Annotated in this window: 22 protein-coding genes; 10 read left to right on the plus strand and 12 right to left on the minus strand. The window is 73.5% G+C overall.

The features are described 5' to 3' along the window. Positions 1-58 precede the first annotated feature (58 nt). Positions 59-1,033: an ArsR/SmtB family transcription factor gene (locus ACIBCT_RS25595; protein WP_399192591.1), complete on the plus strand. Its 975-nt coding sequence runs from the start codon at positions 59-61 to the stop codon at positions 1,031-1,033. A gap of 25 nt (positions 1,034-1,058) precedes the next feature. Here the strand turns inward: ACIBCT_RS25595 and ACIBCT_RS25600 are convergent, their stop codons facing one another. Further along, a complete protein-coding gene (locus tag ACIBCT_RS25600) occupies positions 1,059-1,637 on the minus strand; it encodes a TetR/AcrR family transcriptional regulator (protein WP_399192593.1) in 579 nt (192 codons plus the stop codon). A 152-nt stretch (positions 1,638-1,789) separates the two neighbouring features. Between ACIBCT_RS25600 and ACIBCT_RS25605 the strand changes: the two genes are divergently transcribed. Together ACIBCT_RS25605 and ACIBCT_RS25610 are read left to right on the plus strand one after the other, a co-directional pair. After that, positions 1,790-2,233: a nuclear transport factor 2 family protein gene (locus tag ACIBCT_RS25605; protein WP_399192595.1), complete on the plus strand. Its 444-nt coding sequence runs from the start codon at positions 1,790-1,792 to the stop codon at positions 2,231-2,233. Positions 2,234-2,447: 214 nt separating this feature from the next. Beyond that, a complete protein-coding gene (locus ACIBCT_RS25610; protein ID WP_399192597.1) occupies positions 2,448-2,969 on the plus strand; it encodes a CGNR zinc finger domain-containing protein in 522 nt (173 codons plus the stop codon). Between the two features lie 44 nt (positions 2,970-3,013). Here the strand turns inward: ACIBCT_RS25610 and ACIBCT_RS25615 are convergent, their stop codons facing one another. After that, positions 3,014-3,886: a helix-turn-helix domain-containing protein gene (locus ACIBCT_RS25615; protein ID WP_399192599.1), complete on the minus strand. Its 873-nt coding sequence runs from the start codon at positions 3,884-3,886 to the stop codon at positions 3,014-3,016. A gap of 151 nt (positions 3,887-4,037) precedes the next feature. On the opposite strand from ACIBCT_RS25615, the gene ACIBCT_RS25620 reads away from it, so the two are divergent. Together ACIBCT_RS25620 and ACIBCT_RS25625 are read left to right on the plus strand one after the other, a co-directional pair. Then, positions 4,038-5,153 carry an alpha/beta fold hydrolase gene (locus ACIBCT_RS25620; protein ID WP_399192601.1) on the plus strand — a complete coding sequence of 372 codons (1,116 nt, stop codon included), beginning with the start codon at positions 4,038-4,040 and terminating at the stop codon, positions 5,151-5,153. A 38-nt stretch (positions 5,154-5,191) separates the two neighbouring features. Continuing rightward, on the plus strand, positions 5,192-5,998 hold the full coding sequence (locus ACIBCT_RS25625) for an SDR family NAD(P)-dependent oxidoreductase (protein WP_399192603.1): 807 nt from the start codon (positions 5,192-5,194) through the stop codon (positions 5,996-5,998). A 119-nt stretch (positions 5,999-6,117) separates the two neighbouring features. On the opposite strand, the gene ACIBCT_RS25630 is transcribed toward ACIBCT_RS25625, so the two are convergent. The 6 genes from ACIBCT_RS25630 to ACIBCT_RS25655 form a co-directional block, all read right to left on the minus strand. Continuing rightward, positions 6,118-6,933, minus strand: a complete 816-nt coding sequence (locus ACIBCT_RS25630) for an isocitrate lyase/phosphoenolpyruvate mutase family protein (RefSeq protein ID WP_399192605.1) — start codon at positions 6,931-6,933, stop codon at positions 6,118-6,120. Continuing rightward, positions 6,930-7,808 (minus strand): cytochrome P450, encoded by an 879-nt coding sequence (locus ACIBCT_RS25635; protein ID WP_399192607.1) that lies wholly within the window; start codon positions 7,806-7,808, stop codon positions 6,930-6,932. The genes ACIBCT_RS25630 and ACIBCT_RS25635 overlap by 4 nt, the downstream gene beginning before the upstream one ends. Positions 7,809-7,864: 56 nt before the next feature. Beyond that, complete coding sequence (locus ACIBCT_RS25640) at positions 7,865-9,220, minus strand: serine hydrolase domain-containing protein (RefSeq protein ID WP_399192609.1); 1,356 nt, start codon at positions 9,218-9,220, stop codon at positions 7,865-7,867. 38 nt (positions 9,221-9,258) lie between these two features. Then, entirely contained in the window at positions 9,259-11,640 is a 2,382-nt protein-coding gene (locus tag ACIBCT_RS25645) for a HelD family protein (RefSeq protein ID WP_399192611.1), read from the minus strand. A gap of 260 nt (positions 11,641-11,900) precedes the next feature. Continuing rightward, positions 11,901-12,557 carry a response regulator gene (locus ACIBCT_RS25650; RefSeq protein WP_399192613.1) on the minus strand — a complete coding sequence of 219 codons (657 nt, stop codon included), beginning with the start codon at positions 12,555-12,557 and terminating at the stop codon, positions 11,901-11,903. Between the two features lie 24 nt (positions 12,558-12,581). Continuing rightward, positions 12,582-13,676: a sensor histidine kinase gene (locus ACIBCT_RS25655; RefSeq protein ID WP_399192615.1), complete on the minus strand. Its 1,095-nt coding sequence runs from the start codon at positions 13,674-13,676 to the stop codon at positions 12,582-12,584. Between the two features lie 125 nt (positions 13,677-13,801). On the opposite strand from ACIBCT_RS25655, the gene ACIBCT_RS25660 reads away from it, so the two are divergent. Together ACIBCT_RS25660 and ACIBCT_RS25665 are read left to right on the plus strand one after the other, a co-directional pair. After that, complete coding sequence (locus ACIBCT_RS25660; RefSeq protein ID WP_399192617.1) at positions 13,802-14,842, plus strand: hypothetical protein; 1,041 nt, start codon at positions 13,802-13,804, stop codon at positions 14,840-14,842. Between the two features lie 104 nt (positions 14,843-14,946). Beyond that, positions 14,947-15,603: a class I SAM-dependent methyltransferase gene (locus ACIBCT_RS25665; RefSeq protein WP_399192619.1), complete on the plus strand. Its 657-nt coding sequence runs from the start codon at positions 14,947-14,949 to the stop codon at positions 15,601-15,603. A gap of 206 nt (positions 15,604-15,809) precedes the next feature. Here ACIBCT_RS25665 and ACIBCT_RS25670 read toward each other — a convergent pair whose 3' ends face one another. The 4 genes from ACIBCT_RS25670 to ACIBCT_RS25685 form a co-directional block, all read right to left on the minus strand. Beyond that, positions 15,810-16,196: a VOC family protein gene (locus ACIBCT_RS25670; RefSeq protein WP_399192621.1), complete on the minus strand. Its 387-nt coding sequence runs from the start codon at positions 16,194-16,196 to the stop codon at positions 15,810-15,812. After that, positions 16,193-17,002, minus strand: coding sequence for an ArsR family transcriptional regulator (locus ACIBCT_RS25675; RefSeq protein WP_399192623.1), 810 nt, complete (start codon positions 17,000-17,002; stop codon positions 16,193-16,195). Before ACIBCT_RS25675 ends, ACIBCT_RS25670 begins: the two co-directional genes overlap by 4 nt. Positions 17,003-17,194: 192 nt before the next feature. Next, positions 17,195-20,662, minus strand: a complete 3,468-nt coding sequence (rpoB, locus tag ACIBCT_RS25680; protein WP_399192625.1) for a DNA-directed RNA polymerase subunit beta — start codon at positions 20,660-20,662, stop codon at positions 17,195-17,197. A 410-nt stretch (positions 20,663-21,072) separates the two neighbouring features. Continuing rightward, positions 21,073-21,855, minus strand: coding sequence for an alpha/beta fold hydrolase (locus tag ACIBCT_RS25685; protein ID WP_399192627.1), 783 nt, complete (start codon positions 21,853-21,855; stop codon positions 21,073-21,075). A 60-nt stretch (positions 21,856-21,915) separates the two neighbouring features. On the opposite strand from ACIBCT_RS25685, the gene ACIBCT_RS25690 reads away from it, so the two are divergent. From ACIBCT_RS25690 to ACIBCT_RS25700, 3 genes are all read left to right on the plus strand, one after another. After that, a complete protein-coding gene (locus tag ACIBCT_RS25690; protein WP_399192628.1) occupies positions 21,916-22,272 on the plus strand; it encodes a MerR family transcriptional regulator in 357 nt (118 codons plus the stop codon). Between the two features lie 138 nt (positions 22,273-22,410). After that, a complete protein-coding gene (locus ACIBCT_RS25695) occupies positions 22,411-23,658 on the plus strand; it encodes a cytochrome P450 (RefSeq protein ID WP_399192629.1) in 1,248 nt (415 codons plus the stop codon). Then, positions 23,652-24,446 carry a TetR/AcrR family transcriptional regulator gene (locus ACIBCT_RS25700; protein WP_399192630.1) on the plus strand — a complete coding sequence of 265 codons (795 nt, stop codon included), beginning with the start codon at positions 23,652-23,654 and terminating at the stop codon, positions 24,444-24,446. Before ACIBCT_RS25695 ends, ACIBCT_RS25700 begins: the two co-directional genes overlap by 7 nt. The last annotated feature ends 1 nt before the right edge of the window (position 24,447 follow it).

Raw genomic sequence — 24,447 nt, forward strand, 5'->3', positions numbered from 1 at the left:
CGGTGGAAATGATTCGAGTGGATTCGAATCCAGCGGCAGGGGTGTTATCGTCTGGACCATGATCCGGCTGGGGTTCGGCGTGCGGACGCTGAGCAGGACCCGGCTGTCGATCTCTCCCGCCATGGAGGCCGCGCAGTGGCTACAGCTGGCCGCGACCGGCCGGCGGCACCCGGTGTTCGGTGATCCAGGCCCCGCCGCCAGGGGCGTCCTGCGGCATCCGGACGTGGCGCTGGTCGCCGACCTGATACCCCCCACGTGGGGCGAGTACATGCCGGACCTGCTCACGCCGAAGCCCCGGGCCGGTTCGTGGCAGGAGATCCTCCACACCCAGATCGCCGAGATCGAGGCGATCGGCCAGGACGACGTCGACACCCAGGTGTTGTCCATCGCCGTGGCGCACTGGGGCCGTCCCCCCTCCCGGCGGGTCCGGCGGCTCGCCGAGTCCGGCCGCCTGCAGCGGCGTCTGGCCGCCGGCCTGGACCGGTTCTGGCGCGAGACGCTCCACGACGGCTGGCCGTCGTTGCAGTCCGTGCTCGACAACGACATCGCCGAACGCTCGAAGGTCGTCGCCGAGCACGGCATCGGTCGGATGCTGGACGAGATCCATCCCCGGGTCGGCTGGAACGGCGACACCCTGACCATCGACGGCCGGTACGACGCCGCGATCGACCTGTCCGACCATGACGTCGTGCTCGCGCCCAGCGTCCTGAACCGGACGGATCTCATGTTCCAGCTCGACGACGCCGCGCAGGTGACCGTGTACTACCCGGCCTGCCGGGTGGGCGCCACCGGCCACCGCGGCTCCGCGGAGCTCACCGAGGTCGTCGGCGCCGTACGCGCCGCCCTCCTGGGCGACCTGGGGGTCGCCCGCTCGACCGCGGAGCTGGCGGACAGGCACGCGGTGGCGGCCAGCACGATCTCCTACCACCTGGGCGCCCTGCACCGCGCCGGGCTCGTCACCAGGCGCCGGGACGGCCGGCACGTCCTGTACCGGCGCACCCGGCGCGCGGACGCCCTGACGGAACTCCCCTGACGGCCGGGCTCCGGACGGGTCCCGGTCAGGTCGCGGCGAAGCCGTGATGCAGGATGCGCAGCAGCCGCCGCGCGTCGGGGGCGTCGGCCGCCGCGACGGCGACCGCGCTCGCCAGGGCGAGCATGTCGGCCACCGCGAGGTCGGCGCGGACGGCACCGGCCCGTTGGGCCCGCAGGAGCAGCCCCCGCGCGGTCGACCGCATCGACTCGTGCCACCGGCCGAACAGCTCGGTGCGCCGCTCGTCGCCGCCCTCGGCGGCCGTGAGGGCCAGGGCCCGCTTGGTCGCGACGTGGACGACGAAGCCGTCCAGCCAGGTGAGGAGCGCCCCACCCGGTGAGGGGTCGCCGAGCAGGGCGGTGCCCTGCTCGCACAGCGCGGTCACCTCCTCGGCGTACACGGCGACGAGCAGGTCACCGCGGGTGGGGAAGTGGCGGTAGAGGGTCGCGTTGCCCACCCCGGCCCGTCGCGCCACCTCGTCCAGCGCGACCTCGGGCCCGTAGTCGTCGAAGAGCTCCCTGGCCGCCGTGAGCAGCGCCCCCCGGTTCCGCGCGGCGTCGGCCCGCCGCGGCCGTCCCGGAACCGCCGTCCTGTCCGTACCCGTCATCCGCCGACTCCAAGGTTGCTAACCGGGGTGTTCCCCGCTTAGGGTAGCGGAACAGAAACGGGGAGATCCCCGTTTAGTCGCCCCGGGTACGGCCGCGCGATCCCCGCGTGACCGGCGGGCCGTCCGGGGCCTCGTTCCAGGAGAGGATCGTCATGGCACTCACGTGCGAGGACCGCGCCGCCGTCACCGAGCTGATCGCGATGCACGGCCACCTGTGCGACAGCGGGGAGCTGGACCGGCTGGACGAGGTGTTCACCACCGACGTGGTCTACGACCTCACCGACTTCGGCCGGGACCCGCTGGAGGGCGTGGCGGCCATCGCGGCGGCGGGGCGCGCGCTGGGTGCCCGGAACCCGGTCGGCCATCACGTCACGAACGTCGTCCTGACCGAGCTCGCCGACGGCCGGGTGCGCGCCCGCTCCAAGGGGATCGGGATCGACGCGGACGGCACCTGCGCGAGCGTCGTCTACGAGGACGGTGTCGTGCGCGTCGGCCGGGAGTGGCGGATCGACCACCGGAAGATCCTGCTGCGGCGGTTCCCCCTGGGAGAGGGGGAGACCGTGATCGGGGGGAGCGACCCGCGGCCACCGGCGTGAGCGGGCCCGGGCCGGCGACGAGTCGTGCGGGCCGCCCTGCCCGGCACCTGCCCGGCCCGGCGGATCCTTCCGGCGGGTCGAAGCGGTCGCCGCCGAGGGTCTCGAAGAGCAGGATCCCGGGCCCGCGAGCTCCGCGAGCTCCGTGACGTCGCCCTCGTCCGCCCGGCGCACATCAGGATGGTGTCGCGCGACACAAGCCTGATGTAATGACCTCATGCACCTCAACCCTTACGGCGAGGACGCCGTGAACCTGGCCGCGGACCTGGCCAACCGCCGGCCGGCGAGCGCCGGGGAGCTCTCCGAGCGCTGCCGCGCCGCCGGGCTGCTGGTGGACCGCCCGGTCACACGGGGGGACCTGGAGAAGACCTGGGCCACGCTGGACGCGTGGGAGAAGGTCGTCGACGCCACCGACGAGCACGAGCGCGCCGAGCTGGTCAACCGGATGCTGGCGGCGGCCGCCGCCTACCCGCGCCTGACCGACCACGCCGGCGACGGCTGGCACCTGCACTACCGCGGCGAATGGCAGCCGTTCGGCTCGGTGCTGTTCTCGCTGATCTCCGTCGGCACCGCGCTGCACCTGGCGGGACGGGGCATGCACCGGCTCCGGCGGTGCGCCGTGACCGAGTGCGCCACGATCTTCGCCGACACCTCCCGGACCGGGCGGCAGCGCTACTGCTCCCAGCGGTGCGCCAACCGCGACGCGGTACGCCGCCATCGCGCGCGGACCGCGCCGTGAGCCTCGGGCGCGGGCGGGGCCGCCGTCGCCTCTCGTCCCGGCGATCACCGGCTCCCGCGTTCCGCGGCGCCGGCGGCGTGGCCGGCCCATGCGACGTCGTCGACCGCCAGCCACGGTTCGCCGGCCAGGGCCGCCGGGGTCACCCCGGTGAACGCCACGGTGTCGCGGTGCAGGTGGGACTGGTCGGCGTAGCCGCTCTCCGCCGCGACCCGGGCGGCGTCCCCACCCGCGACCAGGCGGTGGGCGGCGTGGTCGAAGCGGACCAGCCTCGCGGCGCGCTTGGGCGGCAGGCCGATCTGCGAGCGGAACCGGGACCACAGCCGTTTTCGGCTCCATCCGACCTCGGCCGCCAGGGTGTCGACCCGGACCAGGCCACGTCCTGCGGCGATCCGCTCCCAGGCCCAGGCCACCTCCGGGTCCACCGCCACCCCCCGCTCGCACCGGCGGGCGAGCAACGCGTCCGTCACCGCGAAGCGTTCCTCCCACGAGGAGGCATCGCGGAGCCGCTCGCCGATCCGTGACGCCTCCCGGCCCCACACCTCGTCGAGGGGCACCACGGAGCCGTCCAGTTCCGCGGGGGAGACGCCCAGGATCGCGTGCGCGACCACCGGGGACAGGCGCACCTGTACGGCCTCGAAGTTCTCGCCCCGCACCCGGACCGCGCCGAACCCGAACCCGACCCCCGCGACGAGACTTCCCCGCCGCTGCCGCCCCGCGGCGTCGTCCACGATGAGCGGGCCGCCGCCGAACTCCAGGGCCAGCGACACGGCCGGATGGGGGACCGCCCGGTGACCGGCCACGGCCGTGCCACGGTCACGGAACCCGGCCATGCTGACACCGGGCACCCGGCTGGGCCGCTCCGGGCGCGCGACGTCCCACGCGACCGCATCGGCACGCCCGCGCGCGCTTGACCGCATCGCCACATGCTACGCCGGGCCCGCGGGAACATTCGTTCAAGCCTGCGGCGCGCGCGTACGGCGACAGTGAGCCCATGACCATCTCTTCCAGGAGTGATCTCCTCTTCGGCCGGACGGCGCCGATCCGTGTCCTCACGATCGGGGGCCCGGCATGAGACGCACGCGCGACCGCCGCGTCACCGCCGATTCCCGCTCTCCCGGCGAGAGCCCGGACGTCGGGCGCACGGGTGGCCGCCGCAGACGCCGCGTCATCGCCTCGGCCGTCGTCCTCGCCGTCGCCGCGTCGCTCCTGGCGAACACGGTGCTGGTGTCGCGCCAGGAGGCCGGGGCCACCGGTGACTCGGTCCTGCCCCTGGCCGGCGGTGGCGTCCACGTGCTCCAGGACGGTCCCCGCGACGGGCCGGTGCTGGTGCTGATCCACGGGCTGGCCGGGTCGGCCTCCTGGTGGGACCCGCTGGTCCCGCTGCTGACCGGGTCGCATCGCGTCATCCGGATCGACCTGCTCGGGCACGGCCGGTCGGCCAAACCGGCCGGCGAGGGCTACACGATCCCGGAGCAGGGACGCCGCGTCGGCGAGGTCCTGGATCGGCTCGGCGTCGAGCACGCCACGGTGGTCGGCCACTCCACCGGTGGCTCGGTCGCCACCGCCCTGGCCGAGCAACGGCGTGACCTGGTGACCGCGCTGGTGCTCGTCGACTCCGGGCCCCGCATGGACGCCTTCGTCTCGGACGGGTTCGTCGGCCGGCTCCTGTTCGTCCCGGCCGTCGGGCAGCTGCTGTGGCGGTTCCGGACCGACACGATCATCCGCCGGGGGCTGGACACCGCGTTCGCCCGCCCCGGCTACACGGCCCCGCAACGGCTCGTCGACGACGTGCGCGGCCTCACCTACCACGCGCTCACCTCGACGTCGCAGGCGACCGAGGACTACCTGGGGCGGCGCGCGCTCCCGGAGCGGCTGGCGGACCTCGGCACGCCGCTGCTGGTCGTCTTCGGCAGGGACGACCGCAGGTGGCGTTCCTCCTCCGCCGCCGAGTACCGCGTCGTCCCGGGCGCGAGGATCGAGGTGCTGCCCGGCGTCGGGCACTCGCCCATGCTGGAGGATCCGCCGCGCACCGCCGCGTCCCTGCTGGCCTTCACCGCGCTCCACACCGCGCGTCCGGCAGGCCCCGGCCGCGGGTCCGGACGCGGGGTCCGAATCCAGCCAGGGTTGCCCGTCTCAATCCCGCCAGCCCGAGCGGGTGTCCCGGCCATAGCTTTGCCCACGTGAAAGGCCCTCACCGGGCATGCTCGACGAACAGGACACTCATGGATCTGCAGCTTTCCGGTCGCGTCGCCGTCGTCACCGGCGCCTCCAAGGGCATCGGCCTGGCCGTGACCCGCACCCTCCTCGCCGAGGGGGCGCGCGTCGTGGCCGCCTCCCGCAAGAGCACCCCCGAACTGGACGAGCTCGGCGGTGCCGGTCTCCTGCACGTACCGGCCGACCTGATGGACCCCGAGGCGCCCGGCCGGGTCGTGGCGCGGGCCGTGGAGGAGTTCGGCGGACTGGACATCCTGGTCAACAACGCCGGAGGCCCGCCTCCCGGCGTGTCCCTGCCGCGATTTTCTTTCCTCACCCCCACCGACGACGACTGGCGGGAGATGTTCGAGTTCAACCTGTTCTCGGTCGTACGGGCCGTCCGTGCTGCCGTCCCGGTGATGCTCGGGCGGGGCGGTGGCTCGATCGTCAACATCTCCACCGGCAGCGCCCGGCTGCCGGCCGCGATGAACGTCGACTACAGCGCGGCCAAGGCCGGTCTGAACAACCTCACCAAGGCGCTGTCAGAGGAGTTCGCACCGCAGGGCATCCGGGTGAACACCGTCTCCCCGGGCCCGGTGCGGACGCCGTGGTGGACCGACGAGGGCGGCGCCGCCGACATCATCGCCGCCCAGGCGGGCACCGACCGTGACAGCGTGCTGGACCGGGTCGCGGTGGAGATGATGAAGCTCACCACCGGGCGTCTCGTCGAGCCGCAGGAGGTCGCCGACGTGGTCGCCCTGCTCGCGTCGCCGCGCTCGGCCAGCACGACCGGCGCGGACTTCGCCGTCGACGCGGGGTTCCTCAAGGAGATCTGAGCCCGCCCCGCCCGGCCAGGCGGGGCGCCGAAGCCGTTCCACCGGGCCCGGCGCCCCGGCTGATCCGGCGCCTCACCGGCCCCCGTCCCTTTCGGACCCGTCGTCCCGCCCGGGTCCGGTCAGCGAGGACCGGGGGAGCCCGTCCCGGTCCCGGTGTCCCGCCCGTAGCGGTGCAGTGCCTCGACCTCCTCGTAGGAGGGGATGCCGGGGCGGACCGGTTCACCGGCGGCCAGCTCCCGCGCGGTGGTGACGGCGGCGTGCAGCGCCGCGCGGAACAGCAGCGAGCCGTAGCTGATCCTGGCCACGCCCAGCTCGGCCAGCCTGCGTACCGGAAGCTCGGGCTGGACGAGCACGTTCACCGGCACCCCGGTCCCGGTCACCAGCGTCTCGATGTCCCGTTCGGTGTTCGCGCCCGGCACGAACACCCCGTCGGCCCCGGCGTCGGCGTAGGCGCGGGCCCTGATCGGCGCCAGGGCCGGGGCGTCGGGCACGCCCAGCCAGAACGCGTCGGTACGGGCGTTGAGGAACACCCCGGGGACCCGCCGCTTGACCACGCCGATCAGCCGCGTCTGGGCCTGGACGTCGGCCAGCGCGGTGCCGCGGCCGTCCTCGAGGTTGACCCCCGCGACCCCGAGGGCGGCCAGCTCGGCGACGAGGTCGGCCACCCGGCCGGGGTCGGGCCGGAACCCGTCCTCGATGTCCACGCTGACCGGCACGTCCAGGCTCGCGATGGACCGCGCCAGTGCCACGGTCTCCTCCAGGGTCGCCCGCCCGGCGTCCGGCTTGCCGGCCGCCGCGGCCACCCCCAGGCTCGTCGTCCCGACGGCGGCGAACCCGGCCCGCGCCAGCGCCGCCGCCGAGGCGTGATCCCACGCGCACGGCAGCAGCAACGGCTCGTCGCCGTGGTGCAGGGCCCTGAACCGGGCGAACGTCATCGCAGCACCCCCTCGACCGTCCCGGCCGCCAGGGCCAGGGCGACCCGCGGGGCGGGACAGGCCCGTGGTCCCGCCCCGAACGTCAGGTGCCCGTGCTCGCCCGGGGGCCCGAGGCCCGGATCGCCGGGCGCCTCCGGGTCCCGGTTGGCCGCCGCGATGTCGAGCACCACGCTCTGCCCGCCGGGCGCCCTGCGGCGCAGCGCCCGGACCGGGGGGTCGTCGCGCAGCGTCGCGACCAGCAGCTCCTCCACGGTGCCCGCCGGGGAGCGTCCCGGTGCCGGGTGCGCCGCCCCTGCGGCGGCCAGCGCGCCGCGGACCAGTCCCGCGGTGGCGCCGCACGCCTGGGCCAGCAACCCGGCCAGCACGGCCAGCCGTTCCGGGGGCGGGTCGCCCAGCAGCCGGGAGAGCAGCGCCACCCCCGCGTCGGCCGCCTCTCGCGTCGCCGCGTCACCGGCCCCGTCACCGGCCCCGTCACCGGCCCCTCCGGATCCGGGTCCCGGAAGGTACGCCGGGGCGATCGCCGCGACGGCCTCCACGGCGCGCGGCCAGTCACCGGCCGGTACTCCCAGGGCGACGGCCAGCACCAGCACCGGGATCAGCTCCACGGGGCAGGGGAGCGGGCCGGACTCCCGCGAGGCGAGCCGGTACGCCTCGGCGCGCAGCTCGGCGGGGTCCAGCCCGGCCAGCACCGCCTCGCCCGCGGCCCGCCGCCCGGCGTGCGCGGGCCCCTCGGCGAAGCGGCCGACGGCACCGCGCAGCCACGCGACGGTCGGCGCGAACGGCGGGCGCGGTACGGGGTCGACGGTGAACCGGGGGTCGGCCAGCACGGCCCGTACCTCGGCGTGGCGGCTCACCACCGATGGATCCGATGTCATGGCCACCAGGCTAGGGGCCGGACACTTCGGTGCCGGCCGAAACGTCCGGGTCCCGCTCAGCCGCGCCAGCCGCCCTCGTCCACCCCGCCGGGCACGTCCGCCCGCGGGTCGTAGGGGGTGCGGGTGAAGACGAAGGTGTTGAGGTCCAGGTGCACGGGCGAGCCGTCGTGCCCGCGCACCACGCGCAGCGTCTCGCCCGCGTAGTAGCCGTCCAGCCCCAGCCAGGTCCCGTCGGCCCGGGCGGTGAACCGCGAGGCCCGGCCCACGCCGGTCATCGGGGTGAGGGAGAGGCCGCCCTCGGGCAGCAGCCGCAGCACGTACGCGCTGGGACCCCAGTACCACGGGCCGGTCAGCTCCAGCAGGCCCGCGGTGTCGGCGACGGGGTGCCACTCCTCGGGCAGGCGCGGCTCGTGCTGGTCGAGGATCGCCAGCAGCTCGACCAGCAGACCGCGGGAGACGCCCGCCGTGGAGTTGGCGGTGAACAGCACCCCCACCCTGTCGGACGGGTCGGCCCACACCGTGGCGAGGAAGCCGGGCATGGAGCCGGTGTGGCCGGCCAGGCGGCGTCCTCCCGCGCGGGCCAGCTGCAGGCCCAGGCCGAAGCCGCCGGTCCAGGTGTCGCCGTCGTCCACGGTCGCGGGCTCGCGCATCTCCGCGACGGTGTCCGGGTCGAGCACGCCCGCGGTGTCACCGGCCAGGAACGCCGCCCACCGGGCCAGGTCGGCCGGGGTGGACCACAGCTGCCCGGCCGGGGCCATGGCGCCCGCGTCGTGCTCGGGCTCGTGCAGCAGCACGTCCGCCCAGGGGTGCACGGCGTAGCCGAGGGCGTGCGGGGCGCGCGGCCGGGGCGTGGTGTCCTTCATGCCCAGCGGCCGCAGGACCTCCTCCCGTACGGCGGCCTCCCAGCTCACGCCCCGGTGCCGGGCGACCAGCTCGCCCAGCAGCGCGAAGCCCACGTTGGAGTAGTGGAAGCGGCGTCCGGGCCGGTGCTTGACGGTGTCGGGGCCGAGGTCGGCGAAGAGCTCACCGGCGGGCACGCCCGGGGTCCGCTCCCACCACGCGCCCGGCGACTCCGCGCTCAGCCCGGAGGTGTGCGAGAGCAGCTGGGCGACGGTCACCCCGCCGACGTCCAGGCCGGGCACGTGCTCGCCGATCGGGTCGAGCAGGCCCACCCGTCCCTCGTCGCGCAGGCGCATCACCACGGTGGCGACCAGGCTCTTGGTGATCGAGCCGATGCGGTACTGGGTGTCGGGGGTGGGAGCGGCCCCGTCCACTTTGCCGCGCGCGCCGAACCAGGCGAGCTCCCCGTCGCGCACCACCGCGGTGGTCAGCGAGGGCAGGCGTCCCTGCGCCTGTTCCACCGCGATCCTGCGCAGCAGCAGGCGAGCCGTACTCTCCAGAACCGGCGACATCAGATGGCTCCTCCCCGAGGCGAAAAAGTGCCCCCAGGTTAGTGGCGCCCGAGCCGGGAGAGCATGGGCGGCAGCTCGTCCCGGTACGTCACCGTCAGCCTGCGGGTCGCCCGGGTGACCGCCACGTAGAGGTCGTTGCCGCCCATGGGGGCCTGGGTAAGGATCTCGGCGGGCTCGACGACCACCACGGCGTCGAACTCCAGCCCCTTGGAGGCGGTGACGGTCAGCACCGCGACGGGGGAGTCCAGCAGGTCGCCGTGCGCGGGGAACAGCGCGGCGAGCCGGGCGTGCCGGGCGTCGGGGACGATGACGCCCAGGCGGCCCTCGCCGATCTCCGCCAGTTCCTCCTCGACCAGCGCCACCAGCGCGCCGACGCCCGTCCCGGTACCGGTATCGGTGTCGTCACCGCCGCCGCCGGTGCCGGTGTCGTCCGCGCCGTGCGGCACGCCGGGGGGGACGGGGTCACCCAGGTCGAGCCGTACGGCGCGGGGCGGGCTCCCGCCCTCCCGTACCGACTCCGGGGGGCGCCGGTCCGGCGCCACGGCGGCCAGCACGTCCGCCGCGACCCGCATGATCTCCACCGGGGTCCGGTAGTTGACCATCAGGGTCTCCTGCCGCCAGCGGCCCTTGACGTAGGGGTCGAGCATCTCCCCCCACGAGCGGGCCCCGGCGGCCGATCCGGTCTGCGCGATGTCACCCACCACGGTCAGCGACCGGGCGGGGATCCGGCGCATCACGGCCCGCCAGGCCATCGCCGACAGCTCCTGCGCCTCGTCGACGATGACGTGCCCGTACGCCCAGCGCCGGTCGGCGCGGGCCCGGTCGGCGGTGGTACGGGCCGGGGCGGGCGCGCGGTGCCGGTCGGCCAGCGCACCGGCCACCATCATCTCGTCCTCCAGCAGGCCGGTGAACTCCAGCACGCCCAGCGCGTAGAGCTCCTCGTCGTCCTCGTACTCGTCGTCCCAGTGGCCGGCCGGGGCCGGTGCGGCCGCGTCGGCGGCGTCACCGTCCTCGCCGAGAAGCTCGGCCGCCTCGTCCAGCAACGGCACGTCACCGACGCTCCAGGGCTCACCGTGCGGCCTGAGCAGGGCGGCGCGCTCGGCGCCGGACAGGCCGGGGGCGGCCGACAGCAGCGCCTCGGGGGAGGCGAGCAGGTCGGCGATCAGCCGCTGCGGGGTGAGCGGCGGCCACAGCGCGTCCAGCGCCTCGCGCACCGCGGGCTGCGACCAGAGCACCTTGCGGGCGTAGCGCAGGTCCTCGTCCTCCATCGGGCCGTCGAGCCGGACGGCCTCGTCCACGGCCAGCGCCCTGAGCATGTCGATCACGAACAGCCTGCGGGCCACGTTGTGCGGGTGGCGCGCGTTCCTGGCCCGGTCACGGGCGCGCACGCAGGTGGCGTGGTCCACCGTCAGGGTCATCCGCTCGACCACCACCTCGACCCCGTCGCGTACGGAGGTCCGCACCGGGATGCTCACCTCCAGGTCCGCCTCGGGCACGCGCTGGCGGTCGGCGAGCGCCGCGGCCACCACGCCCGCCATGCGGAGGTCGCCCTTGACGACCGCGGTGGCCGGGGCGTCGGTGGCGACGGCGTGCACCCCGGGGTACAGCTCGCCCAGGCTGGAGAGCACCACGTCGGTCTCGCCCAGGGAGGGCAGGACCTGGCCGATGTAGCGGGAGAACAGCGAGGTGGGGCTCACCACCAGCACGCCCCGGCGTTCCAGGACGTCGCGGTGGGCGTACAGCAGGAAGGCGGCCCGGTGCAGGGCGGCGACGGTCTTGCCGGTACCGGGGCCACCCTGGACGACCAGCGCGCCGGGCAGGTCCGAGCGGATCACCCGGTCCTGCTCGGTCTGGATGGTGGCCACCACGTCGCCCATCCGCCCGGTGCGCCCCCGCCGCAGGGCCGCCATCAGCGCGGCCTCGCCGACCAGGGTGCGGCGGTCGCCGTCGCTCAGGCGATCCAGGTCGAACACCTCGTCGTCCAGTCCCACCACGATGCGGCCGCGCAGGTGCAGGTGACGGCGCCGGACCAGGCCCTCGGGGGTGGCGGGGGTGGCGGTGTAGAAGGGGCGGGCCGCCGGGGCACGCCAGTCGGTGAGGATGATCTCACGGTCGGCGTCGCGCAGTCCGACCCTGCCGATGTAGAGGGTCTCGCCGTCGGTGTCGTCGATCCTGCCGAAGCACAGGTCGCGTTCGACCGCGGACAGCCGGGCCAGGCGGCGGGCGTGCTCGGCCGAGGCGACCTCCCGCTCGATCCTCGCCTGGCGCAGGCCGCCCGTCTCGCCGCGCGCGTACTCCGCGCGCAGCGCGGCCTCCGTCTCCCGTCGGACGACGTCGAGCCGTTCGTAGAGCCCGCCGACATAGGCCTGTTCGAGCCGCAACGCCTCGGCGAGAGCGGAGTCGTGTTGACGACGCTCCATATCTTTGGTAGACTCCTGTCTAATGGGCTATTTGTTTTGCTGAGTCATGCAAGCATAGCCCTCTTTCTCGCGTCGCGCCCGTGTCCGGCGTTCCCGGATCTCCTCGCAGGCCGTGTCCGCCCGGCCGCTCGACATCCCTCCGCCACGGCCACGCCACACCGGCGCACCGCGCCCGGGTCATCGCTGGGACGACCGCCGCACCCGCTTCCGGGAAAGACGCTCACCCCCGCGTCGAGAGCCGCCGAGGACGCGGAGCGCTCTCAGGCGGTGTGTCCCGCCTCGTACGCCCAGATCGCGATCTCCACCCGGTTGCGCACGCCGAGTTTGCGCTGGACGGCGGCGGCGTGCCCCTTGACCGTGCCGAGGGAGATGTGGAGTTCGGCGGCGATCTCCGCGTTGGACCGGCCCTGGCCGATGAGACGCGCCACGTCGATCTCCCGGGCGGTCAGCGTCACGGAACGGTCCGCGTGCGCGCCGGTGGCGGTGGTGGTGGCGGTGAGATGCCGCAGCAGGCGCACGGTCACCTGCGGGCTGATGAGGGTGTCACCGGCCATCGCGGCCCGGATGGCCTCGATCATCAGCGTGGGACCGGAGCGTTTCAGGAGGAACCCGCACGCGCCGTTGCGCAGCGCGGAGTGGACGTAGTGGTCGAGGTCGAACGTCGTGACCACGATGACGCGGATCGGGTCGTCGACGTGCGGGCCCGCGAGTTCGCGGGTCAGCCGCAGTCCGTCGACACCGGGCATGCGGATGTCGGCGAGCACCACGTCCGGGCGCAGGTGGCGGGCCAGCTCGATCGCGGTGGTGCCGTCGGCGGCCTCGGCGACCACGGTCATGTCCGGCTGGGCGTCCAGGATGAGGCGGAACGCCACACGGATGACCTCCTGGTCGTCGGCGAGCAGAATCCGGGTGCGCATCTGCGTCATCCTGCCAGCCTCCGTTCACACCGCGCCGGGCAGTGGCACCGTGGCCGTCAGCCGCCACCCGCCGTCGTGGCGTCCCGCGGTCAGCCGTCCGCCGACGGCCTCGGTCTGCGCGCGCAGACCGGCCAGCCCGCGCCCGCCGAGGTGTCCGCGCGGGAACGCCGGGGCGCCCTCCGGGCGGGTGTTCACGACGGTCACCGTCAACGACGGCGTCTCGTCGCGCCGGACGGTCACCGTGACGCCCGTGGCCGTCGGCGCATGGCGGCGGACGTTGGTCAGCGCCTCGGCGACGATCCGGTACGCGACGTCGGCCCACGGACCCGTCACGCTCCCGGGAAGCGCGGGATCGAGGTCGAGACGGGCGGTCACCGGGCCGGTCGCGGTGAACCCGGCCAGGAGGTCCGGCAGGTCACCGAGCGTGTACCCCGTCCCGGAGGCGTCCACGTCGGACAGCATGTGCACGGTGCGGTCCATCGACGTCATCGCCCGCTGCCCGGCCCGTTCGATCAGATGGAACAGCTCGACGCTCCGGGGTTCCCCGGGAGAGGTGACGACCTGACCCGCCTGGGCGGCGGCGACCATCTCACTGAGGTCGTGGGCGACGAAGTCGTGCAGGTCCCGGGCGAGCCGCAGCCGCTGCGCGTGTTGCATCTCGACCGCGAACCGCTCCCGGCTCCGGTCCTGCCGTCGCAGGTGGAGCCCGGCCCCCACGGGGATCATGGCGCCGAGCGCCCACAGGGCGCACGCGCCCACCGCCGCCAGGGGCGACGGCGGGCCGATCAGCCGCAGCACCATCGTCGCGATCACCGCCGTCGCCACGCCACCGGCCGTCACCGCGTGACGCACCGGCGCCCGGCGGACGATCCGGACGATCAGCACCGCGAAGGCGCCCAGCTCCACCAGCATCGGGACGTGGACCGGATCCCAGGCGGTGGCCCGGGACGACGGCGCGGCCGAGGAGGCGACGGTGACGGCCAGCGACACCGCGGCCGCCGTCCACGTCGTGATCGACGCGACCACCGGGCGGGCGGCGCGCCCGCGAAGGACGACGACCACGGCCGAGACCGCCACCACGGCCGCCGTCATCGCCGACACGCCACTGTGAACCGACATGGAGGACACCGTAGGCGGCCGGGCCGTCCCGTGACACCCGCCGAACGGCCGGTTCCCCACGGCTTCCGCCCCTTCGGACAGGTCCATCGGCGGGTGCGCGGACAGGGGCCGTGTCGTGATGCTCGATGCATGAATCCGACGACAGGCACGGTGTCATGACCCCCGGGATCCGCGGCGCCGTCGCATCCCCGGCACATCGGCGCGGACGTGCCCGGTGGGCCACCCTCGCCGCCGGCGCCTGGTCACTGGCGTACGCCGCGGCAGGGCTGTACTGGGCCTCGGGAGGTGCGGGATTTCCGTACGGCGAGTCGGCGCGGGCACGCCGGATGGGGGCGGTGCTCGTCGGCCTGGACCCCCGGTCCGCCGGGACGGCCGTCGCCGTGGCGGGCCTGGCCGGTGCGGTGGCCGCGGCGGTGGCGTACCGGACGCCGCCGTCCGAGGGGCGCCGGGGCCTGCGCGGTCTCGCCTGGTCCATCGGACTGGTCCTGCTCCTGCTGGTACCGGACGGCAGGGTCCTGCTGGGGGTCGGCGAGCTGATGCTGCTCGACGCCGGTCGTCTCGAGGCGGGCGTGGTCAACCAGCTCTGGTGCGCGCTCGGCGGCGTGCTGTGGGTCTGCGTGGCGGTGCTCCCACGCCGCAGGCCCTCCGCGATCACCACGGAGGACCTGCGGCGGGGCCGCCGGACCACCTACGTCGCCGCGGCCCTGCCGCTGCTGTACGCCGTTCCCCGGCTGCTCTGGGCGCTGGGGGTGACGTTCGGCCTGGACGAGGAGACCATGGCGATGGCCGCCGACCCCGCGGGCCGGACCCGCGAGCTGGTGTTCGGCGCGGCGGCCGCCGGCGGGGGGCTGCTCACCCTCGGCCTCACCCACCGCTGGGGGGTGAGGTTCCCGCGGATGGTCCCGTTGCTCGGTGGCCGTCGCGTCCCCGTCACGCTGGCGGCCGTCCCCGCCGGCCTGGTCTCCGTCGTGCTGGTGGGCGCGGGCTTCACCATGTGGCGCGTGCCGGTGGCCGCGCTGCTCGGGACACGGCTCGCCGGCGAGGCCGCCTTCGGCATCGGCAACTGGGCCGCCTGGCTGGGCAATCTGGTCTGGCTGCCCTGGGGCGTCATGCTCGGGCTGGCCGTCCTCGCCTACACCCGTCGCCGTAAAGGCACCACAGGGTGACGGGCCGACTCCGGTGACACGGATCCCTCCCGGGTACGGGCGGGTTCCCCGGCACCGGACGGAAGGGCGCGCCGGCGCCGGGGGAGGGGTGGCATGATCTGTCGGTGCCCGAGAACAGCGCTTCGATCGCCTCCTTCTGGGACGCTCACGCCGCCTCCTTCGACGAGGAGGCCGACCACGGCCTTCGCGACCCCGGCGTCCGGGCCGCCTGGGCGGAACGCCTGCGCTCCTGGATGCCCGCCACGTCCTCCGACGTGCTGGACCTGGGGTGCGGCACCGGCTCGCTGTCCCTGCTGCTCGCCGAGCAGGGCCACCGTCCGGTCGGGGTGGACCTGGCCCCGCTGATGGTCGAGCAGGCCCGGCGCAAGCTCACGGAGGCCGGTTTCGACGTCCCGACGATGGTGGGTGACGCGAGCGACCCGCCCGCGCGGGCGGGGACGTCCTTCGACGTGGTCCTCTCCCGTCACCTGCTGTGGACCCTGCCCGATCCGCAGGAGGCGTTGCGCCGGTGGATCGGCCTGCTGCGTCCCGGCGGGCGCCTGGTCCTCGTCGAGGGACGCTGGACGTCGGCCGGGTCCGGCCAGGAGCGGTCCTGCGAGGGGGAGCCGCCGATGCCGTGGACGGGCGGGGTCGAGGCGGAGCGCCTCCTGGCGGCGCTGCGGCCGCTGGTCGTCACCGCCCGCGCCGTGCCGCTGCCTGATCCCGCCCTGTGGGGACGGGCCGTCCAGGACGAGAGGTACGCCGTGGTCGCGTTCGCGTAGGCCGTGCGCCCTCCGGGCCGGACGACGGGAAGGGGAAAGGCACGGCCGGGATCCGGGAGACGGGGCGTGGGTACAGCCAGGCGTGGAAGTGCCGGACGCGGTCGCGGGTGGAGACCGGATGGACGCGTTCGGCGTCGGTGGTCGCGCGCCTGGCGGTGTCGAGCCGGGTGAGCAGGGGACCGAAAGAGGACGGTTTCCGGGGCGGCTCAGCGTGGAGCGGGCTCGAACAGCTCGACGAGGTTGCCGGCCGGGTCGGTGAGCAGGATCTGGCGTCCGCCGGGACCTGCGACGACGTCGCCGAGGAAGGACAGCCCGGCGGCGCGCAGCCGGTCGATCTCGGCGTCGAGGTCGCCGACGACGAGATGGACGCGGTTGCGGCCCGGCGCGCCGGAGCCCTCGGGCGTGGCCCGGGCCCCGGAGCTCGCCGGCCCGGACAGCAGCAGCCGCAGCGGCCCGCGGACCACGTCGGCGAAGGCGGGCGCGGGGTCGGTACGCAGGCTGAAGCCCAGGTGAGTGGTGTAGAAGCGGACGGCGGCGGCCACGTCGTCGACGACGTAGCGGACGCCGGCGAGCTCGTGGGACGGGGTCGTCACTGCTGGACCTCCGGGTTCGTGGCACGGGCAAGGACGGGCAGCAGGTAGCGGATCCGGGTGTCGATCTCGGTCGCCATGCGGGTGAATGCGGGGTAGCTCTCCCGGTCGTCGTCACCGGCCGCGACCGGGTCGGGGATGCTCCAGTGGATCGGCCGCGGCAGCTCGGCGAAGCCGGGACAGACCTCGCGGACCTTGTCGCACATGCTGATCAGGTGATCGAAGCGGTGGTGGGCCACCGTGTCGAGATGGCGCGGCGGCCGGGCGTCGGCGTCGATGCCGTACTGCTCGCGCAGGACCCGCAGGGCGTTGGGATGCGTGCGCGGCCTGGGACGGCTCCCGGCGCTGGTCACCTCCACGCGTCCGCCGGCGCGGTGGCGCAGCAGGGCCTCGGCGACCGGTGAGCGGGCGCTGTTGCCGGTGCACGCGAACAGCACGCGCGGCCGCGCCGGTCGTCCGGTGGCCGTGGCGGGCGCAGTGGGCGTGGAGGGCAGGCCGGGCGGGGCGGGGTCGAGGCGCAGCGCCGGGTGCAGGGCGGCGCCGGTGCCGGCCAGCGCGTGCGCGCAGCGCTCCAGGTCGAGACGGTAGTAGCTGTCGCGGGCGTCGAAGGCGCTGCGGCGGGAGGTGACCAGCCCGCCTTCGCGCAGCAGCCGCAGATGGTACGAGACGAGGTTCTGCGGCTGGCCGAGCAACTCGACGAGCTCGCGGACCCGGCGGTCGCTCACGGACAGCTCGGTCAGCAGCCCCCACCGCAGCGGGTGGGCGGCCATGCGCACGAACGTCGGGACCGGCCGGTCCACGGGCACCATGCTCGCCAGAATACATCAAACTCATTTGATGGACCTTCCGGCGAGGTGAGTCCCGCGTGACCGTGTGACAGGCCGCGCCGTGCCGCCGCACGAGCGCGTGGACCGGCCACGGGGCACCCGGCCGAGGCTCACGCCTCCGACCGGCCGGGTGCCCCGGGCGCGGGCCGGCCCGCGGGTCGCGTACCGGGAGCGTCAGATCTCCTCGACGCTGCTCGGCTCGCGCCGGGACAGGTCGATGCCGAGCTCCTCCGCGGCGCGGAAGACGTCCTCGTCGGTGTCGCGCATCTCGATGGACATGCCGTCGCTGGAGAGCACCTCGACGTTCAGGCACAGCGACTGCATTTCCTTGATGAGGACCTTGAACGACTCCGGGATGCCCGGCTCGGGGATGTTCTCGCCCTTGACGATGGCCTCGTAGACCTTCACCCGGCCCTGCACGTCGTCGGACTTGATGGTCAGCAGCTCCTGCAGCGCGTACGCCGCGCCGTAGGCCTCCAGGGCCCAGACCTCCATCTCACCGAAGCGCTGGCCGCCGAACTGGGCCTTACCGCCGAGCGGCTGCTGGGTGATCATGGAGTACGGGCCGGTCGACCGCGCGTGGATCTTGTCGTCGACCAGGTGGAGCAGCTTCAGGATGTAGATGTAGCCGACCGCGATCGGGTGCGGGAACGGCTCGCCCGACCGCCCGTCGAACAGCACGGCCTTGCCGCTCCGCTGCACCATCCGGTCACCGTCGCGGTTGGGGACGGTGCTGTCGAGCAGGCCGACGATCTCCTCCTCGTGGGCACCGTTGAAGACGGGGGTGGCCACGTTGGTGTACGGGTCGACCCTTTCGAAGCCCTTGTCGCGCAGGCGCTCGGCCCAGGCCTCCTCGATGCCGGAGATGTCCCAGCCGCGGGCGGCGATCCACCCCAGGTGGGTCTCCAGCACCTGGCCGACGTTCATCCGGCCGGGCACGCCCAGCGGGTTGAGGATGATGTCGACCGGGGTCCCGTCCTCCAGGAAGGGCATGTCCTCGACCGGGAGGATCTTGGAGATGACGCCCTTGTTGCCGTGCCGGCCCGCGAGCTTGTCACCGTCGGTGATCTTGCGCTTCTGCGCCACGTGCACCCGGACGAGCTCGTTGACGCCGGGCGGGAGCTCGTCGCCCTCCTCGCGGGAGAAGACCCGCACCCCGATGACCTTGCCGTACTCGCCGTGCGGCACCTTCAGCGAGGTGTCGCGCACCTCGCGGGCCTTCTCACCGAAGATCGCCCGCAGCAGCCGCTCCTCGGGGGTCAGCTCGGTCTCGCCCTTGGGCGTGACCTTGCCCACCAGGATGTCCCCCGGTGCGACCTCGGCGCCGATGCGGATGATGCCGCGCTCGTCGAGATCGGCCAGCACCTCCTCGGAGACGTTGGGGATGTCGCGGGTGATCTCCTCAGGGCCCAGCTTGGTGTCGCGGGCGTCGACCTCGTGCTCCTCGATGTGGATCGAGGACAGCACGTCGTCCTGCACCAGGCGCTGCGACAGGATGATCGCGTCTTCGTAGTTGTGACCCTCCCACGGCATGAACGCCACCAGCAGGTTCTTGCCCAGCGCCATCTCACCGCTGTCGGTGCACGGGCCGTCGGCCACGACCTGGTTGACCTCGATGCGGTCGCCCTCGGCCACGATCGGCTTCTGGTTGAAGCAGGTGCCCTGGTTGGAGCGCTTGAACTTCGCCACCCGGTAGGTGGTGCGGGTGCCGTCGTCGTTCATCACCGTGACGTAGTCGGCCGAGACCTCCTCCACCACGCCCGCCTTCTCGGCGGTGATCACGTCACCGGCGTCGGTGGCGGCACGGTACTCCATGCCGGTGCCCACCAGCGGCGCCTCGCTCTTGAGCAGCGGCACCGACTGGCGCTGCATGTTCGAGCCCATGAGCGCGCGGTTGGCGTCGTCGTGCTCCAGGAACGGGATCATCGCGGTGGCGACCGACACCATCTGGCGCGGTGACACGTCGATGTAGTCGACCTCCGCGGCCCGGGCGATCTCGGTCTCACCGCCCTTGGTGCGCACCAGGACGCGGGCGTCGGCGAACGTGCCGTCGGCGTTGAGGACCGTGTTGGCCTGCGCCTTGACGTAGCGGTCCTCCTCGTCGGCGGTCAGGTAGTCGATCTGGTCGGTCACCTTGCCGTCGACGACCTTGCGGTAGGGGGTCTCCACGAAGCCGAAGGCGTTGATGCGGGCGTAGGAGGCCAGCGAGCCGATCAGGCCGATGTTCGGGCCTTCCGGGGTCTCGATCGGGCACATCCGGCCGTAGTGCGAGGGGTGCACGTCGCGGACCTCGAAGCCGGCCCGCTCGCGGGACAGGCCACCGGGGCCCAGGGCGTTCAGGCGCCTCTTCTGCGTCAGACCCGCCAGCGGGTTGATCTGGTCCATGAACTGCGACAGCTGCGAGGTGCCGAAGAACTCCTTCATGGACGCCACCACCGGGCGGATGTTGATCAGGGTCTGTGGCGTGATCGCCTCGACGTCCTGGGTCGTCATCCGCTCGCGGACCACACGCTCCATCCGGGCCAGGCCCAGGCGGATCTGGTTCTGGATCAGTTCACCGACGCTGCGCAGGCGGCGGTTGCCGAAGTGGTCGATGTCGTCGACCTCGACGATCACTTCGCCACCGGCGCCCGGCATCGACTCCTCGCCCGCGTGAAGGCGCACGATGTACTCGATGGCGGCGACGATGTCGTCCTCGGTCAGGGTGCCCTGGGTGATCTCGGCGTCCACCCCGAGCTTCTTGTTGATCTTGTATCGGCCGACCTTGGCGAGGTCGTAGCGCTTGGAGTTGAAGTACAGGTTCTCCAGCAGCGTCTGCGCCGACTCCTTGGTCGGCGGCTCGCCCGGGCGCAGCTTGCGGTAGATGTCGAGCAGCGCGTCGTCCTGGCCGGCCGTGTGATCCTTCTCCAGGGTCGCGCGCATGGACTCGTACCGGCCGAAGCGTTCCAGGATCTGCTCGCCGGTCCAGCCGAGGGCCTTGAGCAGCACCGTGACGGGCTGCTTGCGCTTGCGGTCGATGCGCACACCGACGCTGTCGCGCTTGTCGATCTCGAACTCCAGCCAGGCACCCCGCGACGGGATGACCTTGCAGCCGTACAGGTCCTTGTCGGAGGTCTTGTCGGCACTGCGCTCGAAGTAGACACCGGGCGAGCGGACCAGCTGGGAGACCACCACGCGCTCGGTGCCGTTGACGATGAACGTGCCCTTCGGCGTCATGAGCGGGAAGTCGCCCATGAACACGGTCTGGCTCTTGATCTCACCGGTGGTGTTGTTGATGAACTCCGCCGTGACGAACATCGGGGCGGAGTAGGTCATGTCCTTGTCCCTGCACTCCTCGACGGAGTGCTTGGAGGGCTCGAACCGGTGATCCCGGAACGACAGGGACATGGTTCCGGAGAAGTCCTCGATGGGACTGATCTCCTCGAAGACCTCCTCCAGGCCCGACTGGGCCGGGACGTCCCTGCGCCCGGCCTGGCGGGCCGCCTCGACCCGGGCCTTCCACCGCTCGTTCCCGATGAGCCAGTCGAAGAACTCGGTCTGCGGGGCGAGAAGGTCGGGAACCTCGAGAGGCTCCTGGATGCGGGCGAAAGAGACACGATGAGGACCTGCGGGTACGGCGGAGGCATTGCGCGAGACTGCCAACAGCTGTCCTTCCGGAAGGGCACGGATGGAATCGAACTGCGCGCACGCCAAACGCCCCGGCAGAATCCGGGGCGTGGAGAGACAGCGCGAGGGAGCAGCATAACCCAAATGAGAAACGAATGTCTACACTTAGTATGAGCGTCAACCTCGGTGCCACGATCAGGATCGCACAGCCGCGTGAACTCGTCAACTTCACCGGTCGCGGCACACCGGCCCGCGTCGGCGTACGACCCGATCCCGTCCGCCGTGACCGGCGCTCTCCCGGAGGGGGCACGGGCCGCGGCGCCGGCCTCCGGTCCTCGACACCGTCCTTCCCGGCGGGGAGCGGTGGCGAACCGCGGGGGGCGGGACCGGCGGCGACGTCACCCCGGTGAACCGTCGCCACGAAGCGGCCCGTGCGGTGAGCGTCCTCAGAGGTCGTGCTCGGCCAGGAACTTCTCGATCAACTCCTGCCACTCGGCGGGACGCTCGGCCATCACCACGTGCCCCGCGTCCACCTCGGCGTAGCGCGCCCCGGGGATCCGGTCCGCCAGGTAGCGGGAGTTGGCCGGGGCGACCAGGAAGTCGCGGGTCGTCGCGATGACCAGTGTCGGTACCGTGATCGCGGCCAGGTCCCCGCGGGTGTCGGCGGTCCGGCCCAGGGCCGCCTGCTCCACCACCCCGAGCGGCAGCCCGGCGGGGCCCAGGTCGAGCAGCTGGGCGAACTGCTCCTCGGGCAGCCCGTTGAGGAACTCGACGCTGAAGCCGTTCACCGTGCGCATCCTGGCGAAGCCCTCGGCGTCGCCGCGCTCCAGCAGGTGCTGCCAGAGTCCCAGGGAGAGCTCGATCTGGTTGTCGGCCTTGGCGAAGCCCGCCGTCAGCACGAGTCCCCGTACCCGTTCCGGGTGGCGGGTCGCGACCCGCACGGCGACGGTGGTGCCCAGGGAGAAGCCGATCACGGTGAAGGTCTCCACCCCGGCGCCGACCGCGGCGGACACCACCGCGTCGGCCAGCTCGTCCAGGGTGAAGCCCGAGGCGGCCCGGGGGGTGGCGCCCGACCCCGGGTAGTCGGAGCCGACGACGGTGTGCCCCTCGGCCAGGACCTGCGTCAGCGCGCCGTAGTTGTCCGCGACGCTGCCGCTCGCGCCGTGGGCGAGCAGGATGCCGGGGCCGGAGCCCACGACGGTGGTGGCGAGTTCAGGAATCTGTGTCATGCCCACGAGGTTGGGGTCTCACATCGGTGTGAAGGTCAAGTTCTCCCGGGAGGAACCGCGATGTGGATCGGCCAGCTGTCCCGGCGGACGGGTGTGAGCACCCGTCTGCTGCGCTACTACGAGGAACAGGGTCTCCTGCACCCGGAGCGGGACGGCAACGGCTACCGCCGCTACGGCCCCGAGTCCGTCGAGCGGGTCGGGCGCATCCGCGAGCTCCTCGCCGCGGGCCTGCCCACCGAGACGATCCGCCGGTTCCTGCCCTGCGCCGAGAACGGGCCGGACCCCGTCTCCGGGTGCACCCGCTACATCGACATGCTGGACTCCCAGCGCTCCCGCCTCGCCCGGGAGATCGCCGAGCTCCAGCGCCGCCACGAGGCCCTGAGCGCCTACAGTGCCGCCCTGCGCTCGGACGGATGACCCCGGGCCTTTGCTCGGCCGGGAGAACCCCCGGGCGGGCGTGGTCGTGCCCGTCGCGCGACACGCCGATTGAGTCGCTTGACTTAATTAAGTGATGCGACTTAAATGCGGGGACCGTAGTCCCGAGGGAGAGTGGTCGTGAGCGAGTTCAGCGCCGAGATCCCCGAGGTCCCCGAGGTCCCCGAGTACCCCTTCCGCAACCCCACCGCGCTGGAGCCGCCGCCGGAGTGGGCCGAGCTGCGGGAGGGCTGTCCGGTCGCGCCGATCCGGCTGGCCAGCGGTGACACCGCGCTGCTGCTGACGCGCTACCAGGACGTCAAGGAGATCCTGTCGGACCCGCGTTTCACCCGCCGGCTCGACGCCGAGGGGGCGGCGCGGGTGACGGCCAACGAGTCGGGCGGCGTGTTCGGCGGCGCAGGCGACGGCGGCGGCGACGGCGGCACCGCCATGACGGCCGACACGCACCGGGCGTGGCGGCAGCTGGTGGGCAGGGCGTTCACCGCCAAGCGGGTCACCGGGATGCGGCCCGGGATCCAGGCGATGACCGAGCGGCTGGTCGAGTCGATGATCGCCCAAGGCGAGCCGGCCGACCTGGTGGACGCGGTCGGTTTCCCGCTGCCGGTGTGGGTGATCTGCGACCTGCTCGGGGTGCCCGACTCCGACCGGGAGTCGTTCGCGTACTGGTCGGACACCATGCTCAGCCTGACCAGGTTCTCCCAGGAGGAGATCGACGCCGCCCAGGGCGAGTTCGACGCCTACCTGCTGGCGCACGTCACGGCCAAGCGGGCCGAGCCGGGTGAGGACCTGCTCAGCGAGCTGGCCTCGCTGGTGGAGGGGCTGGACGGGCGGCTGACCGAGCAGTTGCTGATCATGACTGCCAAGGGGCTGCTGGTGGCCGGTCACGAGACCACCGCCAACATGATCGGCAAGATGGTGTCGATGCTGCTGGCCGACCGCTCCCGCTGGGAGGCGCTGCTGGCCGACCGCGCATTGGTCCGCCCGGCGGTGGAGGAGGTGCTGCGCTTCGACGCCAACCCCGGCTTCGGCATGCCGCGCTACCTCACCGAGGAGGTCGAGGTGGCGCACCGGACGCTGCCGGCGGGCACCACGGTCGTGTGCAGCATGGCCTCGGCCAACCGGGACGAGCGGCAGTTCGAGGGGGCCGGCGAGATGCGGCTGAACCGCTCGCCCAACCCGCACGTGGCCTTCGGCGCCGGCCCGCACTCCTGCCTGGGGCAGGCGCTGGCCCGTACCGAGCTGCAGGTCGTGCTCGACGTGCTGCTGGAGCGGCTGCCCACGCTGGAGCTGGCCGTCCCGGTCCCGGAACTCAGGCGCCGCGAGGGTCTCGTGGTCGGCGGGCTGGAGCAGGTCCCGGTCCGATGGTGACCGTCCCGGGAAAGAGCACGCCGAAAGAGAACGCCCCGGGAAGGACCGTCCTGGAAAGGACCGTACCGGGGAAGGCCGCGACCGGCAGGGTGGAGCGGGCCCAGGAGACCCGCGAGGCCATCCTGGACGTCGCCGAGCGACTGTTCGCCGAGCGCGGGGTCGGCGAGGTCTCCAACCGGCAGATCGGCCAGGCCGCCGGGCAGGCGAACAACTTCGCCGTCGGCTACCACTTCGGGACCAGGGCCGACCTGGTACGGGCGATCGTGCGCCGCTACGCCGCCGACACCGAGGAGCGGCGGCTGCGCATGCTGGAGGAGATCGGCGACTCCGCCGACCTGCGCGCGTGGATCTCCTGCCTGGTACGCCCCGCCACCGACCACCTCGACGCGCTGGGCGTGCCCAGCAGGCGGGCCCGCTGCCTGGCCCAGGTCACCACCGTGCCCGCCCTGCGCCAGATCGTCACCGAGGAGTCCACGGCGACGCCGTCGATGCGGCGCACCCTGCAGGGCATGCTGCGGCTGCTGCCCGACCTGCCCGAGCAGGTGCACCGCGCGCGGGGCGACATGACCTACCTGCTCATCGCGCACACCCTGGCCGAGCGCGAGCGCGCCCTGCACGAGGGCGAGCCGACCGCCCACGCGAGCTGGGAGGCCGTCGCCGTCGGGCTCGTCGACGCCCTGACCGGTCTGTGGCAGGCCCCCGTCACCCCGTACCCCCTGTCCGGCGACGCCGGCCGGATCAACGGCCGGAGCCGGTCCGCCGACGGCGGCGGCCGGCCGCACGACTGAG

Origin of the sequence: Streptosporangium sp. NPDC050855 (assembly GCF_044456585.1) — a bacterium.
In the GTDB taxonomy this organism is placed as follows: domain Bacteria; phylum Actinomycetota; class Actinomycetes; order Streptosporangiales; family Streptosporangiaceae; genus Streptosporangium; species Streptosporangium longisporum.

Coding starts and splice junctions, on each gene's coding strand:
- ACIBCT_RS25595 (WP_399192591.1), top strand. CDS start 59: ATGATCCGGCTGGGGTTCGGCGTGCGGACGCTGAGCAGGACCCGGCTG.
- ACIBCT_RS25600 (WP_399192593.1), bottom strand. CDS start 1,637: ATGACGGGTACGGACAGGACGGCGGTTCCGGGACGGCCGCGGCGGGCC.
- ACIBCT_RS25605 (WP_399192595.1), top strand. CDS start 1,790: ATGGCACTCACGTGCGAGGACCGCGCCGCCGTCACCGAGCTGATCGCG.
- ACIBCT_RS25610 (WP_399192597.1), top strand. CDS start 2,448: ATGCACCTCAACCCTTACGGCGAGGACGCCGTGAACCTGGCCGCGGAC.
- ACIBCT_RS25615 (WP_399192599.1), bottom strand. CDS start 3,886: ATGCGGTCAAGCGCGCGCGGGCGTGCCGATGCGGTCGCGTGGGACGTC.
- ACIBCT_RS25620 (WP_399192601.1), top strand. CDS start 4,038: ATGAGACGCACGCGCGACCGCCGCGTCACCGCCGATTCCCGCTCTCCC.
- ACIBCT_RS25625 (WP_399192603.1), top strand. CDS start 5,192: ATGGATCTGCAGCTTTCCGGTCGCGTCGCCGTCGTCACCGGCGCCTCC.
- ACIBCT_RS25630 (WP_399192605.1), bottom strand. CDS start 6,933: ATGACGTTCGCCCGGTTCAGGGCCCTGCACCACGGCGACGAGCCGTTG.
- ACIBCT_RS25635 (WP_399192607.1), bottom strand. CDS start 7,808: ATGACATCGGATCCATCGGTGGTGAGCCGCCACGCCGAGGTACGGGCC.
- ACIBCT_RS25640 (WP_399192609.1), bottom strand. CDS start 9,220: ATGTCGCCGGTTCTGGAGAGTACGGCTCGCCTGCTGCTGCGCAGGATC.
- ACIBCT_RS25645 (WP_399192611.1), bottom strand. CDS start 11,640: ATGGAGCGTCGTCAACACGACTCCGCTCTCGCCGAGGCGTTGCGGCTC.
- ACIBCT_RS25650 (WP_399192613.1), bottom strand. CDS start 12,557: ATGCGCACCCGGATTCTGCTCGCCGACGACCAGGAGGTCATCCGTGTG.
- ACIBCT_RS25655 (WP_399192615.1), bottom strand. CDS start 13,676: ATGTCGGTTCACAGTGGCGTGTCGGCGATGACGGCGGCCGTGGTGGCG.
- ACIBCT_RS25660 (WP_399192617.1), top strand. CDS start 13,802: ATGCATGAATCCGACGACAGGCACGGTGTCATGACCCCCGGGATCCGC.
- ACIBCT_RS25675 (WP_399192623.1), bottom strand. CDS start 17,002: ATGGTGCCCGTGGACCGGCCGGTCCCGACGTTCGTGCGCATGGCCGCC.
- ACIBCT_RS25685 (WP_399192627.1), bottom strand. CDS start 21,855: ATGACACAGATTCCTGAACTCGCCACCACCGTCGTGGGCTCCGGCCCC.
- ACIBCT_RS25690 (WP_399192628.1), top strand. CDS start 21,916: ATGTGGATCGGCCAGCTGTCCCGGCGGACGGGTGTGAGCACCCGTCTG.
- ACIBCT_RS25700 (WP_399192630.1), top strand. CDS start 23,652: ATGGTGACCGTCCCGGGAAAGAGCACGCCGAAAGAGAACGCCCCGGGA.